Raw genomic sequence first — 18,850 nt, forward strand, 5'->3', positions numbered from 1 at the left:
CCAGCGATTGTTTACTGGAGTTTTTGTATGTACTCGTTTCGTATCCCTGCAATCCCGCTTGTATTTGTGATTGCTCTCCCAGCAATAGCTTCCAGTGAGGAAGTAGCGCCCAAAGTTGAAACCGATACCTTATCTGAGGTGTCTGTGAGCGCGAAAAAAAGTAGTAAAAGAGATAAATTCATTACGCAAGACCGTGCGACTTCAGTGGGTAAAAGCCCCGTTTCAGTGCAAGATATGCCTCAGTCCGTCACTGTTGTGGATGTCGAGCAGGCACGAGAAATGGGGGCTTTGAATATTCAGGATGCTCTGACTTACAGTGCTGGCGTCTATGCTGGTAACTTTGGATTTGATACCAGAATAGACTCTGCCTCAGTTCGCGGCTTAACCCCATCTATGTTCCAAGATGGTTTGCGTAATTTGTATGGCTCCTACAATAACACCAGAACGGATATCTATATGCTTGAACGCATAGAAGTCTTGAAGGGGCCTTCTTCATCTGTGTTCGGGCAGTCAGATTTGGGTGGGATTGTGAATAGCGTTTCCAAACGCCCCAAAAAAGTAGCCGCACGTGAAGTGAATCTGCAATATGGTATGTATGACCGTAAGCAACTGGGTATCGACTTTACAGGTCCTCTGAGTGAGGATGGCGAATGGCTTTATCGACTGGTGGCTTTAAAGCGAGACAGTGGTACGCAGGTTGATTATGTGAAAGATGATGCCGTAGTGTTTATGCCCTCGGTGACTTGGCAGCCAAGTGATAAAACCAGTATCACTATGCAGTATGTGCATCAGGAAACTGATAGTACGGTTTCAGCACAGTTTTTGCCTTCTCGAGGAACGATCCTTCCAGGACCATTAGGTCGAATATCCAGCCGGACCTTTGTCGGGGAGCCTGGCTGGGATCGCTACGACACCAAAAAAGACGAAGTGTCATTGTTCGTAGATCAGGCGATTACTGACCAAATTAAACTTGTGGCAAATTTGAGAAAAGTTAACTCAGATACGATCACACGGGAACACTGGACTCGAGTTGGAGCTAACCCTGATAGCACAGGCAATATACAGCGTACCATTCACGCTGCTGACCGCAGTACCAATGTATTTTCAAGCGATACACGCTTGCAGGGCAATTTTGCGTTAGGACCGACCAAGCATTTGGTGTCTTTAGGAATGGATTACCAAGATGCATTATGGACAGAGCGTAATTACACCTCTACAACCTCTGCATTTGGCATCAATGTTTATAACCCGGTATATGGCAATGTCGATTATGGTGCATTAGTCGGCGCTGAACGGGACAATAACAAAATCGTGCAGACGGGCTTTTACTTGACCGAACATATGGAATGGGGCCCCTGGGTTGTTTCTGGAGCTCTGCGTCGAGATCATGCGACAAATACCTTGCTCAAGGTTGGTGCTACGCCAGATGTTGATGCGCGTAATTCAGTAACCACGGGACGCTTGGGTCTGATGTATCGGTTCGAGAGTGGAGTCTCACCTTATGTTAACTACTCTGAAGCATTTGTGCCGAATTTGGGTACTGATGGGAATAATGGTGTGCTAAAACCTACTGAAGGAGAACAACGCGAAGCTGGGATGAAATATTACTCTCCAGATGGCAACACATCAGCAGCGTTTGCTTGGTTTGAGATTGAGCAACTCAATAGAGTTATTCAAGGGAACACCCCGGGTGGTTTGCAACAAACCGGTGCATTAACCAGAGGTTGGGAGGTCGAGGCCAAGCATCGAATGGGTGATTCGGAGCTGCTTGGCAACTACAGTCGCATGAATGCGTTTAACGACACGACCAAAATTAGGTTGCCATATGTCGCAGAAAAATTGGGTTCAGCCTGGGCACAATACAAAATCAACTCAAATTGGCGCGCTGGGGTGGGGGTGCGTTATTTAGGTGACAACGTCGGTTTTGGTGGTTTGCCCACAGTGCCATCAGTTACCTTGTTCGATGCCATGGTTGGATTTAACTATGGGAAATGGGACTTGCGCGCCACGATTAGAAATATCGCTGATAAGGAGTTTATTTCCTGGTGTCGCGGCAATGGTCAAGATTGTGGATATGGCGAACGCCAGAATGCTGTCCTCTCTGCAAACTATACCTTTTAACACCAACTTTTATATATACAACCAAGCACCGCTTACGTGCTTGGTTTTTAACTTTTTGAGGTTATCAAACATGAACGCTTATAAAAAAGTCCTGATTGCAGTCATGTATGCAACGGTTTTTATGGATGCTTCCGCTGAAGAGTCTGAATTAGACACTTTGGGCGAGGTGAAAGTGAAAGCTTCTGCTGATGCGAATGCTAAAGGCCTGATGAAGCCTTATGCTGGCGGACAGGTTGCGAAAGGCGGGCGGGTTGGCGTGCTTGGTAATAAAGATGCCATGGATACCCCATTTTCAATCAACGCATATACCAATGAGTTGATCCAGAACCAACAGGCAAAAAGTGTAGGGGATGTGTTACTAAATGATCCTTCCGTACGCGTTGCCCGTGGCTTTGGCAACTTTCAGGAGTCATATTTTATTCGTGGTTTTCAACTGTATTCCGATAGTGTTGCATATAACGGGTTGTATGGAATACTTCCAAGACAGTATATTGCGGCCGAGCTCTTTGAGCGTGTTGAGGTTCTGCGTGGTGCCTCCGCATTCTTAAATGGGACAAGCCCGAATGGGGATGCCATTGGAGGCTCGATTTCTTTACTGCCAAAGCGAGCACCAAATGAGCCATTGAGCTTAGTAAATGCTGGCTGGAGTTCTGGTAACCAACAACTTATTTCTGCAGATGTGGCAAGACGTTTTGGCCCGGATGACAGTGCCGGTATTCGGTTGAATGTGTCTAGGCGTGATGGCGGTACTGCAGTTGATAAAGAACATGCTGAAGTTGATCTGATTTCGCTGGCATTAGATTGGCGCGGCGAGAATTTGCGGTTGTCTGGGGATATCGGTTATCAGGATAATCATCTGAAGCAAACGCGCACAAACGTCACGCTTGCTGCGTCGACAGGTGTACCGCGAGCGCCTAGTAGCGATTCAAACTGGGCACAGCCATGGTCTTACTCTAATGAGCGGGACACCTTCGGGACTTTGCGTGGTGAATACGATTTAACTGACAAAGTGACAGCTTACTTTGCCGGAGGCTTCCGTGAGTCACATGAAGCTAACTCGTTAGCAAATTTGACAGTCAACAACTCTGCGACTGGCACGGGTACTTTCTATCGTTTTGACAATACCAGAGAAGACTCGGTAAGAACCGGTGAAGTTGGCCTAAAAGGTAAGTTTGAAACGGGTTCTATCAGCCATGACGTTGTATTAAATGCAAACTTATATCATTTTGAGAAAAAAGCAGCGTATACGTTTGATTCTGGTAATCAGCTCAATACCAACTTATATGCCCCAACTTATTATGCCCTGCCTGCATTTACTGCAGGCGCAGGTTCAGGTGGTGTGTTGGATAATCCGAATACGACAGGTAGAACGATTTTACGTAGCCTTGCCATAGGTGACACACTGGCCATGTTAGATAATCAGTTGTTGTTGACGCTAGGGGTGAGAAGTCAGCAAATAGCTGCGACAACCTATGATTACAATGGCGTGTTTAGTAGTGCGTACGACAAGACGAAGCTGAGCCCTGTGTTGGGTGCGGTAGTAAAACCCTGGGACGGCATCTCTCTCTATGCTAATTACATTGAAGGCTTGTCACAAGGGGCAACAGCTCCAGGAACCACCGCTAATCGAGGTGAGACGCTTGCCCCCTATGTCTCAAAACAGAAAGAAGTGGGAGCCAAGTTTGATTTTGGTAAGGTTCGGGTGACTACTGCTTACTTTACCACTGAGAAACCACGCGGTTTTATCAATGCGGCGAATGTATTTACTTCGCAAGGGAAAGAAGAGCACCAAGGGGTTGAACTGATGACTTATGGTCAGATTTCGCCCAGTTTGCGGGTGTTGGGGGGGATTACCTGGTTGGATGCCAAACAGAAGAATACGGGCAATGCCTCGACGGAAGATAAGCAAACGATTGGTATTCCAGATCAACAAGCTAACCTGGGTCTAGAGTGGGATGCATTTATGGTGCCTGGTTTAACATTTGATGCGCGTGTGATTACTACTGGCCATGTGTATGGTAATGGCACAAACACTCAAAGACTGCCAGGTTGGACCCGTTTAGATATCGGCGCAAGATATGCGACTGAGATTGAAGGGCATTTATTAACCGTTCGTGGCCGTATTGATAACATCACAGATCGTGATTATTGGGCCTCTGCAGGTGGTTATGCAGGGCTAACCTCTAATTCCGGCTATCTGGTGTTGGGTGCGCCACGGACTATCACCGTCAGCGCCCAGCTTGATTTTTAAATACGAGGTAATTTGTTTTGCGTTCGTCTTTATTATTGGTACATCGGTGGTTAGGCATGGCTAGTGCTTTGTTTCTAATGATCACCGGGCTCACTGGTGCCATTATTTCATGGGATCACGAGATTGATACGTTACTGAATCCAGCGTGGATGCATAGCAAGTCACAAGGTGCGCATCAGTCGACATTAGTGCTTGCAAAACAGGTGTCAGAGCGCTATCCACAAGTTCAGGTCAGTTCGATTCCGCTGAGTGTTGAAGAGGGGCATACGCTAACCATTGGCGTCAAGCCATTATCTAATCCACCGGATGGCATGGTGCCTGTTAAATTTAACCAGGTGTTTATTGACCCCGTCACCGGCCAGGAGCTAGGCAAGCGGGAGTGGGGCGCCGTGTGGCCGATAGATAGGACCAATGTCGTCTCTTTTTTGTATAAGCTGCATTACAGTTTGCACCTGCCCGAAATGTGGGGAATCGACCGCTGGGGACTATGGTTGTTAGGCGGCGTTGCGCTGATTTGGCTGATTGATAGTTTTGTTGGTTTTTATCTTACCTTGCCCAAGTTTTCCAACACCCCAAAAACCAAATTGCACAAAGTACAACAGAACACCCAAGCCTCGTTCTGGAAGCGCTGGTGGCCTGCATGGAAAATGCGCTGGAACAGCAGTACGCACAAACGTTACTTTGATATGCATCGTGCTTTTGGCTTATGGACATGGATATTGCTGATGATTCTGGCATTTTCTGCCTTTGCCCTTAATTTACGCCGTGAAGTCTTTATGCCAGTCATGAAGTCTGCGTTCACACTGACGCCCACTCCTTCAGATATGCGTCCGCGCTTACCGGTCTCACAACAATTACCACCGCAGGTAGATTATGGAAAAGTGCTGGCGATGGCGATCAAGGAGGCGCGTAGGCAAGGCTGGCATGAGCCAGCAGGACGCATTTCTTATAGCGCGGCATACCAGTTGTTTAATGTGGATTTTTATTATCCTGATGCCGATCATGGTGTGGCAGGTGCCGGCCATAAACGTTTGTATTACGATGGTTTGGATGCACATTATGTTGGCAAACGTATTCCTTGGGAAGGCACAGCAGGTGATGTGATTGTGCAAGCCCAATTCCCCCTGCATTCTGGCCGTATCTTGGGCCTGCCCGGCAGGATTATGATTTCTGTCATGGGAGTGGTGGTGGCCACGCTTTCTGCAACGGGCGTGTATTTATGGTGGAAAAAGCGCAAGGCACGAAGCATTTCTGAGGGAATGCTGCGCATGAATTCGTTGCGTACGCATCGTTCATGAGCGCTTTAGCCACACTTACGTGGCGTTATTAAAACGCCAACCTCTTAGCAATCCGGTATGTTTACTGGCCCCTGATAGGGAGGGGTGCTGAGGGTTTTGAAAATAAAAATCAGATTGATCTTGTTGTTTGCCAGCCATCGAGTTTCGCACTCCAGTAGCCAGCTTTATTTAATATGGGAGTGTTGTGTGACCGTGATTCGATTAAAAACAGTTTATTTGTCGTTGTTGTTAGCCTTGCCGATGTCGGCAGCCTGGGCGCAGGGGGAGGCTGGGAAGACTGCTTCTGCGCCAGCTGCAACAAACACTGATGACGATCAGCAAACTCTGGGTGAAGTTGAGGTATCGACCAGCCGTCGCCAGAGTTTTCACTCAAACACGGTACAGGTCGGGACGTTTAGAGACATGAATCCGCTGGACGTGCCCTTGACCGTGAACACGGTGACGCGTGAGGTGTTGGATGCGCAAGCGACCAACTCATTGTTTGGCGCATTGCGGAACACCGCAGGGGTTTCGCGCTCGCAATTGAGTGGCTCGACCTATGACAATATTGCGATCCGCGGCATTCTGGTCGAGAACCGCGGAAACTACCGGCTCAATGGTTCGTTGCCGATTATTAACCTGATTGATACGCCACTAGAAAACAAAGAGCGGGTAGAAGTGCTCAAAGGGGCTTCGTCTCTGTATTACGGCTTGGTGCCGCCCTCTGGCATTATCAACCTGGTAACCAAGCGGGCTGGCAAGGTTGAAAACAAAAGCCTGACGCTGTCTACCAATGAATTTGGTGCGCGTAGCGCCCATGTGGACTATGGCAAGCGCTTTGGCGCTGAGCAGCAGTTTGGTGCACGTTTTAATGTGGTCACTGGCAGCGAAGATATTGGCATTGACCATTATGACGGCAGCCGTGGTCTGGTTTCAGCCGCATTGGATTGGCGTGCAAACGATAAATTGTCTTTCAAGCTTGACCTTGAGCATTACCGCAAAGATGTTTCAGAGCAGGCTGCGATTGTAGTGCCTAATGCCGTCAACGGTAAAATCGCGCTGCCACCTGTGCCGTCGGCGACGCAAAACCTGGCGGGCAAATGGCAGCACTATGATGCTGAGGCAACCAATATTCTGTTCAGGACCGATTATGCCTTGAGTGATGACTGGAGTTGGTTGTTTGAAGCTGGACGAGCCAAGACAGAGCGCGACCGTAACTTTTCACAGTTTCAGAACTTTAACCCGCTTACGGGTGAAGGAGAGTTGCAAGTTTCATTTACACGGAATCAAGTGTTTACCAACACCAACTTTAGAACCGAGTTGCTCGGTTTGCTGGAAACGGGCCCCATCAAGCATCAGCTCACACTGGGATACACCAGCAATCAGCGTGAAGGCGTGACACCTATGTTTGCAACTCGTACGGTGACTCAAAACTATTTTAATCCCAGAGTCGTTCCTGTGCTTGCGGCGGTTTCCAATAACCGTTTATCTGACCAGACAATTCTGGATCGAGGCGTGTATGTATTTGATCAAATGGCGTTGACAGACCAATGGACCCTCATGGCAGGTGCGCGGCAAAGTCGTTATGACACCGAGACCATTGCCACCAATGCAGGCACGGCAACGGCTACGCGCTTCAACGCAAAAAAAGTCATTCCCTCCGTGGCGCTGATGTACAAAGTTCAGCCAAATATTTCTCTCTACGCCAGCTATATTGAAGGTTTTGAGGACAGTGGGCAAGTTCCGACTAGATGGTCAAATGCTGGCGAGTTACTCAATCCGGCGAAATCAAGACAAAAAGAAATTGGTGCAAAGGCGCAAGTGTTTGATCGTTTTTTGCTGCAATTGGCCTATTTTGATATTGAGCGTGCCGCCGCATTTGGTTATCCGAGTACTAATATCTATAAGATTAACGGTGACGCAAATTATCAAGGCTTGGAATTTGCTGCTACTGGCGAGTTGACGGAGAGGCTGTCTGTCGCCGCCTCTTTCCTGCTGATGGATGCGACCTTGAAAACACCTGACGCGGCCAGCAATGGCAATACGCCAGAGAATACGCCAGAGAAAACTGCCAGTCTGTTTGGCGAATACCAGATTGCGCAGGTCCCAGGCCTGTTTTTGAGCGCGGGCTTGTTTTATAGCGGCAAGCAACAGGTCAATGCATTTAATCAAGCCAGCATAGATGGCTACACGATTGGGTCGGTCGGGGCCAGATACAAGACCCTGCTGGGCAAGCAAAAAGCCACTTTTCAGGTCGTGGTCGACAATGTCACGGATAAAAACTACTGGAGTACCGCAGGGAACAGCCTGTTAGGCGTCGGCCGACCAAGGACCTTGCAGGCCAATCTGCGCCTGGATTTTTAATTGGCCCCTGTCACACGCAGCTAGCTTGATATTGGTGTCAGGTTAGCTGCCCTGATGCGGTTTGTGACCAGAGCACAGGCCGCACCTACTTCGATTAAACGGCACCGCACAATTTGAGCTATATGACGCTTGGATTTCCACCAGTATTTACATTTGCACAAATAAATTCTCGCACAACCTTTCATTGATTGTAAAAATGAGAATTGTTATCATTCGTGCTTATTCAATTTGCAAGCCAACGAGCATTGTTTCCAGTAGCCAGCAATTAACTCATTCAATCAATGACGGGAACTATTTATGCCATCCGGCTTTAATAAAAAAACAATGACGATAGCGCTGATGATGGCGCTTCCAGCAATTGCGATCGCGGCAGATGAAGAGAAAAAAACTGCAGACGCGACTCAGACCATGACAGAGGTGAAGGTCAAAACGCAACGAATTCAAGATGCGCCTAACAAAGGCTATCAAGCGACCAAGACCCGCGTCGGTAAAACCTATCAGGATCCGCAAGATGTGCCGCAGGCAGTCACTACGCTAACCAGAGAATTGCTGCATGATCAGCAAGTGGGCTCACTACGTGAAGCCTTGCGGAATGTGGTTGGCTTATCAGTCAATGCGGCTGAAGGGGGCCGTGCTGGCGATAACTTTAACCTGCGCGGTTTTTATACCTTTGGCGATATTTACCTGGATAACATGCGTGACACCGCACAGTACAACCGCGAGACATTTAACTTGGAGCAGGTGGATGTACTGCGTGGTTCTGCGGCGATGTTGTTTGGGCGTGGTCAGGCGGGTGGTGTGATTAACCAGGTCACCAAGATGGCTGAGTTAAATGACAAAAATACCGTGACAGGTAGCTTGGGCAATTATGATTACCATCAGGCGACAGGCGACTTCAACAAGAAGCTGACAGACACTGCCGCGATTCGCGTGAATGTGATGGATCGTTACGAAGAAACGTATCGTAAGAATCCAACGACAGGTGACCGCCCATCATTTGACCGTCAGGGGATTGCAATTAGCTTTGGAGCGGGCATAGGCACGGAAAATGAGTTTTTCTTAAATCACGTCTACACACAAACAAGAGATGTTCCAGACTTCGGTATCCGCTTTTTTAATAAGCGTCCTCAAAGTGATGCCTCAAATGGTGCGAGTGATAAAACATTCTGGGGTGCCAAAAACAACTTTGATGACAGTGATACACGCATTACGACGGGTATTTTTACTCACAAGTTTGATGATGATACGCAACTAAGAACACAACTTCGCCATGCAAGTTACCAGCGTGCATACTGGGCTAAATTACCTCCTAATAACACAGCAACTCCAGCCTTTCCAACTGAAAATAGTAGCGTAGGGTCTAATCAAGCGCGCTATTTAAATTATGAAACAGTTAATTTGCAATCGGATTTCAGTACTAAATTTGAGCTAGGGGGCATGAAACACAGTCTCTTGTCTGGCGTTGAGTATTTGCATGAAAACTCTTATCGTGCGAACTTGGTGGATCTGGACAGCTCTTCAGGGTTTTATTATCGACGTCATGCTTATGATAAAAGCAACCCAACGAAATTTGACGCTGACAACTATGCTGTCTATCTTCAAGATAGTGTTGAGTTTATTCCAAACTGGACAGCATTGGCTGGTATTCGTCGCGATGAAATGAAGGCAAACTACTCTGCTGCGACATCACCCAAACTAGATTTTGGCGAGAACAGTTACCGGACGGGCTTGTCGTGGCAGCCAAATACCGATAGGCATTACTACCTCACTTTTAGTGATTCATTTAGTCCAACAGCGGACCTATATCAGTTTACGACGGTAAGGCAGCCTGCTGAGCGGGCCAGGACTCTGGAGCTTGGCTCTAAATGGTTGTTTATGGATGGGGATCTGGCTGTTAGAACTGCGTTGTTTACGACAACCAAAGATTGGGAACGTAATACGGATTTGTTAACAGCAGTGAATAATCCAATTCTGACCAAGCGTCGCCGTACCAATGGTTTTGAGTTTGAAGTGACAGGCAAAGTGACCGATCGTTGGGATGTTTTCGCCGGGATTGCCCTGCTGGATGCCAAGATCATTAACCCGGCAGTTAATATTTGTGCGCAAATTGCTAATGGGTGTTCGACAGTTGGGCAGGTTAATGTTGCTGATCCGCGCTTTGCTGGAGAACGTGCAAGAAACACTCCTATAGGCACATTTAATTTGTGGACCACTTATGCGCTGACCGATGCCTGGAAGATTGGTGGTGGAGTTGAAGCCAAGGGTGAGCGTTATGCATATGTTCCTTCTGCTACTGATGCGGGTACAAATTTTGTCAATGGTGTGTTTAAACCAAACGCTGCCCCTGGCTATGCAAGAGTGGATTTTATGGCAACGTATGAACAACCAAAATGGGCGGTCAGGCTAAATGTCAAAAACCTGCTTGATAAGGTATATTACGATGCAGTCTATGATAACGGTGGTTTAGTGGTTCCAGGCAACCGTCGTCAGGCCATCGTCACTACTGAGTACAAGTTCTAGGAGTTAATTTGCTGTTAAGTTTACCGGGGGTTTTGCTTGAAGAAGAGCTGCATACTATCCGTGCCTTGCTGAAGCAGGCGCAATGGGTGGATGGCCGCACAACCGCCGGTATTCAGGCAGCCAGCGTTAAAAACAACCAGCAACTGGCCGAAGACGACCCGTTGCTGGCACAAATCCGCAGGATCGTTTTGCAGGCATTGCAGCGCGATCCTTTATTTTTTTCGGCCGCTTTGCCAGACAAAATCTTGCCGCCTTTTGTGAATCGTTATGCGGGTGAGACCAATGCCTATGGATTTCACGTCGATAGTGCCATGCGTCATATGCCGGATGGCAGTGCGCGGGTACGGGCAGATGTTTCGGCTACCCTGTTTTTTAACGACCCGGATGAATATGAAGGCGGTGAGCTGGTGGTGCAGGATGTGTTTGGTGACCAGCGCATCAAGCTCAAAGCGGGTGCTATTGTCATTTATCCTTCCAGCTCGGTGCATGCGGTGACGCCGGTCACGCGTGGTGAGCGCTTGGCCAGCTTTATGTTTATTCAGAGCATGGTGCGCGACGCCGCGCAACGGCGCATGCTATTTGATATGGATATGGCCTTGGTCCGCTTGCGCCAGCAACAAGGGGAAACGCCAGAAGTGGTGCAGTTAACCGGCATTTACCATAACCTGTTGCGCCAGTGGGCGCTCTAAGCGAATGCAGTCCTTACCTTTGCTCTCCTATTTTGCCCAGCAAGCGCAAGCCAAATTGCCAGCTGATGTCTGGCATTATTTGCAGTCAGATGCCGGGAACGGTTTGCAATTACAGGTCAACGAAGCTGGCTGGCAAAGCAAGAAGGTCTGTCCACGTCCACTCCAGCCCCTCTATCAGCCCAACACAAGTTGTAGCATTTTTGGCGAGCAATGGGCGCATCCCATCCTGTTGGCGCCAGTGGCTTATCAGCGCTTGTTTCATGCCGATGGCGAGATTGGCACCGCTGTCGCTTGCAATGCCCAGCAGGGGCAGATGATGGTGAGTAGTCTGGCCAGTCAAGCCGTGAGCGAGATTGTGACGCAGGCGCAACAACCGCTCTGGTTTCAGCTCTATTGGCAAGGTGATCGTGAACGTACCCAAGCGTTATTGCATAAAGCCGTGGCAGCTGGCATTAGCGCAGTCGTGTTCACTGTCGATGCGCCAGTCAAGCAAGCTTTAATTGATTTACCAGACAGGATTTCGGCAGTCAATCTGGCGCAGCCACTGAGCATGCGTCCTGTGCAAGCGGGCCAAAGCCAAGTGTTCGATGGCTGGATGACGCAGGCGCCGACTTGGGACGATGTGGCCTGGCTCAGGCAGCAAGTGAACCTCCCCTTGCTACTGAAAGGTCTGATGCATGTAGAGGATGCCCGGCGGGCGGTGGAATGCGGCTGTGACGGCGTGGTCATTTCCAATCACGGTGGCCGCGTGCTTGATAGCACTCCGTCAGTGGCGGCAGTGCTGCCAACGATCGTGGCTGCCGTGGGTAGCCAGTGCAAAATCCTGGTGGATAGTGGTATCCGCTCCGGGCAGGATGTGTTTAAAGCGCTGGCAATGGGCGCCGATGCCGTTTGTATTGGTCGCCCTTACATCTGGGGCCTGGCTGCAGAAGGCGCGATGGGCGTGGCAAAAGTGATCCGTACTCTGCGCGATGAGCTGGAAATGACCATGGCGTTGACTGGCGTTTCGAATTTGGCAGAGCTGCGCCAGGTAGAATTGTTTGAATCATGAAAAGGACGTTTTGATGAAAAAAATTGGTTTTTCACTCTTGTTGGCAATCGGCCTGCTGCATGCACAAGCTGCGTTGGCCGCGGCGGATTGCAAATCCTATCCAAAAGAGGAGTGGGCTTCGGAAGATACCCTTAAAGAAGCGCTGGAAGCAGAGGGCTATACCATCAAAAAATTTAAAGTAGACGGTAATTGCTACGAAATTTATGGCCGTAACAAAGAGGGTAAGAAGGTTGAGATTTACTTCGACATGAAAACGCTGGCGATCGTCAAAGCCATCGGCTTGAAAGACTAAGTGGGGAGATGTTGCAGCCATCCGCAATGCTTTGGCCCTGGTGGGTGCGTCTGAGTCACTGGCTGGTGGCAGCCGGGGTGATGGCATTGTGGCTGATGAGCCATGTCTGGTATGAAACGGATGCGCTGCATCGCACGGTTGGCTACGCTGTGCTGGCAATCATTATGATCCGCATCATGGCCGGGTGTTTTAGCGCATACCCAAGTGCGCGCTTTCATCTGCCCGGCCTGCGTGACATCCGCGCTCATATTGCAGAGGTGCGTCAAGCAACCCTGCCTGTGCATGCCGGGCACAATCCGCTAGGCCAATGGGCCGTGTATGTCATCTGGATGCTGATTGCCTTGCTGGCGCTGACTGGTTGGTTAAGCCGCACCGATGCCTTTTGGGGCGAAGAGGGGCCGGTTGTGATTCATGCGCTGTTGAGTTGGTTACTGATGGCCGTGATTGCATTGCATATTGTTGCGGTGATCTGGATTGGACGCTTGTCCAAGCAGCATTTAGTGCGGCAAATGTGGCATGGCCGCATTCACTTACGCAAATAAGCGGGCCTTGCGCCTTTAATCTACTTCAATCGGTGGGGCAACCTTGAGCACTTCGTCTACGGTTGTCAGGCCTGCCGCAATTTTCTCAGCACCGTTTAACATCAAAGGTTGCATCCCCGCTTGCGTGGCAGCCTGTCTGAGTTGGATCAAATCGGTTTCAGGCGTGATCAGTTTGCGTAAGGTCGGTGTGAGTGTCAGCATCTCATAAATGCCGGTGCGACCACGGTAACCCGTGTTGCGGCACTCCTTGCAGCCCACGGCTTTCATGATTTTTGCCGGTTTGGCGGCCTTGAACGGGCGCGTAACGCTGGCCCATTCTGCGTCTGAAATGGTGGCTTCTGTTTTGCAATGCGGGCACAAGGTGCGCACCAGCCGTTGCGCCATAATCCCCAGCAGGCTGGAATGTATCAGGTAAGCAGGCACGCCTAAATCCAGCAAACGCGTCACAGCCGATGGCGCATCGTTGGTGTGCAGCGTGGATAGCACCAGGTGGCCGGTCAGTGCGGCCTGAATCGCCATATCTGCGGTCTCCTGGTCGCGGATCTCGCCGACCATGATAATATCGGGGTCCTGGCGCATCAGTGTGCGTATGCCTTCGGCAAAGCCCAGGCCGATATTCTGTGTCACCTGCATCTGGTTAAACGCCGGCTCTATCATCTCAATCGGGTCTTCTACCGTACATACATTGACTTCATCGGTCGCCAATTGCTTGAGGGTAGTATACAGCGTGGTGGTTTTGCCCGAGCCGGTAGGCCCGGTGACCAAAATGATGCCGTTGGGCTGGTGTGTCCACTGCGCCCATTGCTCGCCCTGTCGCTTGGAAAAACCAAGTAACTGAAAATCCTGTACCAGCACATCCGGCTTGAAAATTCGCATCACCAGTTTTTCGCCAAACGCGGTCGGCATGGTCGATAAGCGTAATTCAACCTCTTTGCCATCAGTGTCTACGGTTTTGACACGGCCATCCTGTGGGCGGCGTTTTTCCACCATGTCCATCCGCCCCAGTAGTTTGATGCGGCTGGTAATCGCATTCATGATATTGCTCGGCAGCTGATACACCTGATGCAAGACACCGTCGATGCGAAAGCGCATCAAGCCCAGATTGCGACGCGGTTCCAGGTGGATATCGCTGGCGCGCTGCTCGAAGGCATATTTAAATAACCAGTCGACAATGCTCACCACGTGCTGTTCATTCGCATCCAGTTGGCGGTCTTTGCCCAGCTCAATCAATTGTTCAAAGTTTTGTACGCCGACAATTTGCCCAGCCTTGGCGGCATTGGCAGATTGAATCGCTGCAGAAAGCTGATACACCTCGGGTAAATACCGCTGCAGATCCAGCGGATTCACCATCACCACTTCAATGCGCAACTTCAGCATACGCTCCAGATCATGCAGCCAGGTCTGGTGGAATGGATCGGCCGTCGCAATTGTGGCTACGCCATTCCTGACCGTAATCGGCATGATGCGCAGGCGCTCGGCATAGGCTTGCGACACAATTTGCGCCGCGGCACTAAAGTCCAGTTTTAGGGGGTCGATTTGATAATAAGGCACTGCAGCCTGCTCTGCCACAAAGCGGCTCAGGGCCTCTACAGTCAACAATTGATTGGGATTTTGAAGGTCCGACCATTTTTGCTCGGCCACAATCACAACAGGGTGAATTTTGGAGCTGTCCCGCTTGCGATCCTTATAAAGCTTTTCAGCCTGTACTTTATCCGCATGCCCGTTAGAAACCAGCATGCGTAACAAATCCGAGAGGCGCAGGCTCTCTATGGTTTTGGGCGAGGAAACGGGGATTGGACTATTCATGTCACATGCTGGCTAGACTAGCTGCAAATGATGCAAGAGTCATGCCATCAGGAGGTGGCAGAAATGGTCACATTGCTTAGATTGGAAGTGTGTTTAGTCTGGGTTTTCTAAAGGTTTTTTAATTTGAGTCTGTCACTTATTGATGAGAGTTGTTAAGTTTTATTTAAGATGGAATCTTGAGTGATGTTTTTTAAAGATACATTTTTTCGCCTCTCGGCGAGTTACTTTCTGGTGCTTGTCCCCCAGAAAGTAACCAAAGAGGAGGACACCCAGCCATCACGGCCTTCGGCTGCCTTGCGTTGCTCGGTAAAGTGGGCTGCCATCAAAACTCGCCCTGGCTGCTTGCACAAAACCGCAAGCCACTGCGGAACTCAAACAGTTGATGGCAGAAAGCTCCCACTTCATCTGCGCTACTCAGCGTGATGGGATGGGATTTATCTCGTCAAAGTCACACTGTTGAAGTTTGGACGCTTGCAAAAACCAATTCTTTTATTCAATCCACTGACCGTTACGCTCATCTGGTGTTCGGGGCCCCCATCTGCCGCACGCTTTAATTAAAAGAGTGCAACGCAGGATTGGCGGGGGTCTTCGGCCATCGTCTGTTTAAGCTCCGCAGTGGCTTGCGTTTTGTGCAAGCCGCTAGGGCGAGTTTCGATGGCCGCCCGGCAAATCGAGTGGCACAGTAAAGAACGGTCACCTAAAGGTGAAAGCAATGGTTATTCAATCTAGCCAAAGCTTAAAGAATAACTTTTTACTGCGTTATTTAAATCGTCTGCGCGGATGTTCTATCACTGCATCTGTATCCGCATACTCAAATCCACCGCCTGAATATTTTTAGTCAGTGCCCCAATAGATATTCTATCTACGCCTGTTTCCGCAATCGCCCTAACCGTCGTTAAATCCACATTGCCCGATGCTTCCAGCAACGCTTGCTTTTGATTGATTGCGACAGCTTTACGCAGGTCTTCCTGCGTGAAATTATCGAGCAAAATACTGGTGGCGCCGGCATCCAGCGCTTGCTGCAATTCATCCAGTGTTTCCACTTCGATCTGAATATTATCCGTGCTGCGCATGGCGAAGGCGGCTTCAAGCACGGCGGCAATCGAGCCTGCGGCGGCGATATGGTTTTCCTTGATCAGGATGCCGTCGTACAAGGCCAGCCGTTGGTTGGCGCCACCGCCAGCGAGCACAGCATATTTTTGTGCCAGGCGGAGGCCAGGCAGGGTCTTGCGCGTATCGAGAATTTGAGTAGGGAGTTCACCAATCGCGTCAACATAGCGGCGGGTGTGAGTGGCTACTGCAGAAAGCGTTTGCAAAAAATTGAGGGCCGGGCGTTCGGCACTGAGCATGGCGCGTGCGTCGCCATGAATATGGACCAGCGCTTGATTGGGGACGACGCGGTCACCGTCTTTTACCAGCCATTTGAGCTGGATGCTGCGATCCAACTGCGCAAAGCACTGCTGCGCCCAGGCACAGCCGCAGAGAATGGCAGCCTCACGGCTGATGATGGTCGCGCTGGCCAGGGTGCCGGCAGGGATGAGTGCAGCGGTCAGGTCGCCTTTACCCAGGTCTTCTGCCAGGGCCGATTGCACTTGCGCCGCTATCAGATCGGCATTTAAGTAGTCGGGCAAGTGTTGGTAAAGTAATGCAGTGGTCATGAGCAGCTCAGTCAATTTAAAATTTATGCAGATGAGCGTTCTAAGCCCATGGCAAAAGCTATTATAATAAAAGCACCCCAAGACCAGCGAGTTTTGTACCATCGTATTGTGTCATGGGGTATTTTTTCGGTAAAAGTACTCTTCAATCCGGCTCACATCACACTATGCAGCTTTTATATACGGTTAACAGTCCCTATGCACGTAAAGTGCGTATCGTCGCCATTGAAAAACATATTGACCTGACTTTGACGGAGGTCGTGCTGTCTGCGCCGGATTGTCCCGTGAGCCAGCACAACCCGTTGGGTAAGGTTCCTGTGCTGGTGCTGGATGATGGCGATGCCTTGTATGATTCACGCGTGATTGTCGAGTATCTGGATCATCGCACGCCGGTGGCCCACCTGATTCCGCAAGACCACTCAGCCAAAATCAAGGTCCGTCGCTGGGAGTCACTTGCCGATGGTGTGTGTGATGCTGCCGTGGCGGTGATCTTGGAACAACGCAAGCCAGAGGTGCAGCAGTCTGCGCCATGGATAGAAAAGCAATTTGCCAAGGTGACGGCTGGCCTGACCGTGCTTGATAATGACTTGCTAAAGAAAAAGTGGTGTGTCAACGAAACGTTCAGTCTGGCAGACATTGCCCTGGGCACCGCGCTGGGCTACATAGACTTGCGTTTTAAAAATGTGCAATGGGAAGGCAAATACTGGCAAGAGAAGTTTCCTAATCTGGCCAAACATTACGGGGTGCTGGTAAAGCGTCCCAGCTTCAAGCAAACCATGCCACAGCCTTAAGGCACCTTATCTCAGTATTCCGTCCTAAACTGTCGGGATGCTGTCTTGATTTTCTCCAGTTGATCTTCAGCCGTTCACCTTGTGATGCGGCGCTTTCCCCTTGTCTGCCTTCTTTTTCATTCTGCCTTTTGGCCTCACTGCATCTATCCACTTAAGCTTAATCATAGATCATATTTTTACGTTGCAAAACTAAATGATAATTGTTATCATTTAAGAATACTCAAAAACATGATCAATACATGCTATGCAGGCAATGAATGCACCCGTCAAAAAAAGATTGCTAGAACTGCTGGATGAGCTCATCGCTCATGATGGCTTCGGTAGCATCAAAGTGGATATACGCCTGCTCAAGCGGGGACAGAAAGAAGTCATTATTGATTGCGGCAAGCAGTACCGCTATGTGGTTGATTTTGAGTCCAGGCAGGAGAAGCAAGGCGCCTGACCAGGCGTGATTAAAACAACATCACTTTTATTTTTTAATTTCAATTTTATTGCCATGCGCAAAGCGTGGCGATTGAAATACTCAACGGTGTGGGTCCGTGAGACTTCATTTTAAAAAAATGGCGCGATGGCCTTCGAGAGGAAGGGGCACAAGCGCTCGTTGAGGAGAAATAAATCATGAAATTTTCAGCTTTGGCATTCACCTTAGGCATGCTGTTCAATAGTTCCGCGTTTGCGAGCCAGGCAGTATGGGACACCGCCAATCCCTGGGGGAGTCTGACACCAGCGAGTTATGCTGAGTGGAACGTCTTTAACAGCACCAATGACAATACACCAGATGTCGCTGTGACTGCCGGGATCACCGCTTCTGTGCAAGAAACCACAGGCGGTGCTTTTATCACTGGCGGGGGCAATATTTATAGTTTCTCTGGCGCTACGGCATTCACCGCGACCTTGAGCGGTGCCAGCACAGGCCTGTTTGATGTCTATCTGCGTATTGGAACCTTGGGCACCCTGGCCAACAGTTCAGCAACCTTGAATGGCGTTACAGCGACTTCCGTGTTGCAGTTTAACGAAGATCAAGGCACCGTGATGGGAGGGGCAACTGCTGAACAAGAGTTGTATTGGAAATGGAGCAATGTCGCCGCTTCCAGCCTGTATACCTTTAAATTCAATGCCAATTCATCCAGTATGAGTTTGGATCAATTGGCATTGGCCGCCGTGTCCGTGCCCACTGTGACACCGGTGCCTGAACCTGAGGCCTTTAGTCTGATGGGCTTGGGACTGGGTTTGATGGCATTTGTCGCGCGCCGCAACGCAAAAAAACAAGCCTGATTCCCATTCGGCTGACCATGGCAAAGGGGCTGTTTAGCCCCTTTCTTGCGCGCCTACTTATTTTCGTTAAATGAACATCACCGTTTTAAAGCGGGCTCGCTCTCTTGCGATCCTCTCCAGTTGCCTGCCTGAAAAAAGCTTCATTCGCACAAGGTTAACCTTGTCTGTGGGGCTGTGTTGGCTCGCCTGTTTTTTTTGGCCTCACGCCGCCTGGGC

The 18,850-nt window shown here is 49.7% G+C and carries 14 protein-coding genes; 12 read left to right on the plus strand and 2 right to left on the minus strand.

All coding sequences use genetic code 11. From position 1 onward, the window contains the following. The first annotated feature begins 27 nt into the window (after positions 1–27). The 9 genes from ACT53D_RS12870 to ACT53D_RS12910 all read left to right on the plus strand — a co-directional run bounded on the left by ACT53D_RS12870 (position 28) and on the right by ACT53D_RS12910 (position 13,107). Entirely contained in the window at positions 28–2,121 is a 2,094-nt protein-coding gene (locus tag ACT53D_RS12870; RefSeq protein WP_476156551.1) for a TonB-dependent siderophore receptor, read from the plus strand. A 70-nt stretch (positions 2,122–2,191) separates the two neighbouring features. Continuing rightward, positions 2,192–4,372 (plus strand): TonB-dependent receptor, encoded by a 2,181-nt coding sequence (locus ACT53D_RS12875; RefSeq protein WP_476156553.1) that lies wholly within the window; start codon positions 2,192–2,194, stop codon positions 4,370–4,372. Between the two features lie 35 nt (positions 4,373–4,407). Then, a complete protein-coding gene (locus ACT53D_RS12880; protein WP_476156800.1) occupies positions 4,408–5,670 on the plus strand; it encodes a PepSY-associated TM helix domain-containing protein in 1,263 nt (420 codons plus the stop codon). Between the two features lie 216 nt (positions 5,671–5,886). Then, the gene (locus tag ACT53D_RS12885; protein ID WP_476156555.1) at positions 5,887–8,013 is read left to right on the plus strand and encodes a TonB-dependent siderophore receptor; all 2,127 of its coding nucleotides are present in this window, start codon (positions 5,887–5,889) and stop codon (positions 8,011–8,013) included. 297 nt (positions 8,014–8,310) lie between these two features. Beyond that, positions 8,311–10,533 carry a TonB-dependent receptor gene (locus ACT53D_RS12890; protein WP_194749251.1) on the plus strand — a complete coding sequence of 741 codons (2,223 nt, stop codon included), beginning with the start codon at positions 8,311–8,313 and terminating at the stop codon, positions 10,531–10,533. 8 nt (positions 10,534–10,541) lie between these two features. Continuing rightward, positions 10,542–11,222, plus strand: a complete 681-nt coding sequence (locus tag ACT53D_RS12895) for a Fe2+-dependent dioxygenase (RefSeq protein ID WP_275356606.1) — start codon at positions 10,542–10,544, stop codon at positions 11,220–11,222. A gap of 4 nt (positions 11,223–11,226) precedes the next feature. Beyond that, entirely contained in the window at positions 11,227–12,273 is a 1,047-nt protein-coding gene (locus tag ACT53D_RS12900; RefSeq protein ID WP_476156556.1) for an alpha-hydroxy acid oxidase, read from the plus strand. Between the two features lie 13 nt (positions 12,274–12,286). Then, a complete protein-coding gene (locus ACT53D_RS12905; protein ID WP_275356608.1) occupies positions 12,287–12,565 on the plus strand; it encodes a PepSY domain-containing protein in 279 nt (92 codons plus the stop codon). 8 nt (positions 12,566–12,573) lie between these two features. After that, a complete protein-coding gene (locus tag ACT53D_RS12910; protein WP_476156558.1) occupies positions 12,574–13,107 on the plus strand; it encodes a cytochrome b/b6 domain-containing protein in 534 nt (177 codons plus the stop codon). Positions 13,108–13,122: 15 nt separating this feature from the next. On the opposite strand, the gene tfpB is transcribed toward ACT53D_RS12910, so the two are convergent. Further along, positions 13,123–14,913, minus strand: a complete 1,791-nt coding sequence (gene tfpB, locus ACT53D_RS12915; RefSeq protein WP_476156559.1) for a type IV pilus assembly ATPase TfpB — start codon at positions 14,911–14,913, stop codon at positions 13,123–13,125. A gap of 788 nt (positions 14,914–15,701) precedes the next feature. Next, positions 15,702–16,571 (minus strand): carboxylating nicotinate-nucleotide diphosphorylase, encoded by an 870-nt coding sequence (gene nadC, locus ACT53D_RS12920; protein ID WP_476156561.1) that lies wholly within the window; start codon positions 16,569–16,571, stop codon positions 15,702–15,704. 164 nt (positions 16,572–16,735) lie between these two features. Between nadC and ACT53D_RS12925 the strand changes: the two genes are divergently transcribed. From ACT53D_RS12925 to ACT53D_RS12935, 3 genes are all read left to right on the plus strand, one after another. Continuing rightward, positions 16,736–17,359: a glutathione S-transferase family protein gene (locus ACT53D_RS12925; RefSeq protein ID WP_275356612.1), complete on the plus strand. Its 624-nt coding sequence runs from the start codon at positions 16,736–16,738 to the stop codon at positions 17,357–17,359. A gap of 244 nt (positions 17,360–17,603) precedes the next feature. Beyond that, complete coding sequence (locus ACT53D_RS12930) at positions 17,604–17,801, plus strand: hypothetical protein (protein ID WP_194749262.1); 198 nt, start codon at positions 17,604–17,606, stop codon at positions 17,799–17,801. A gap of 176 nt (positions 17,802–17,977) precedes the next feature. Beyond that, entirely contained in the window at positions 17,978–18,634 is a 657-nt protein-coding gene (locus ACT53D_RS12935) for a PEP-CTERM sorting domain-containing protein (RefSeq protein WP_476156563.1), read from the plus strand. Positions 18,635–18,850: the final 216 nt, after the last annotated feature.

The organism is Methylophilus sp. DMC16, assembly GCF_056314045.1.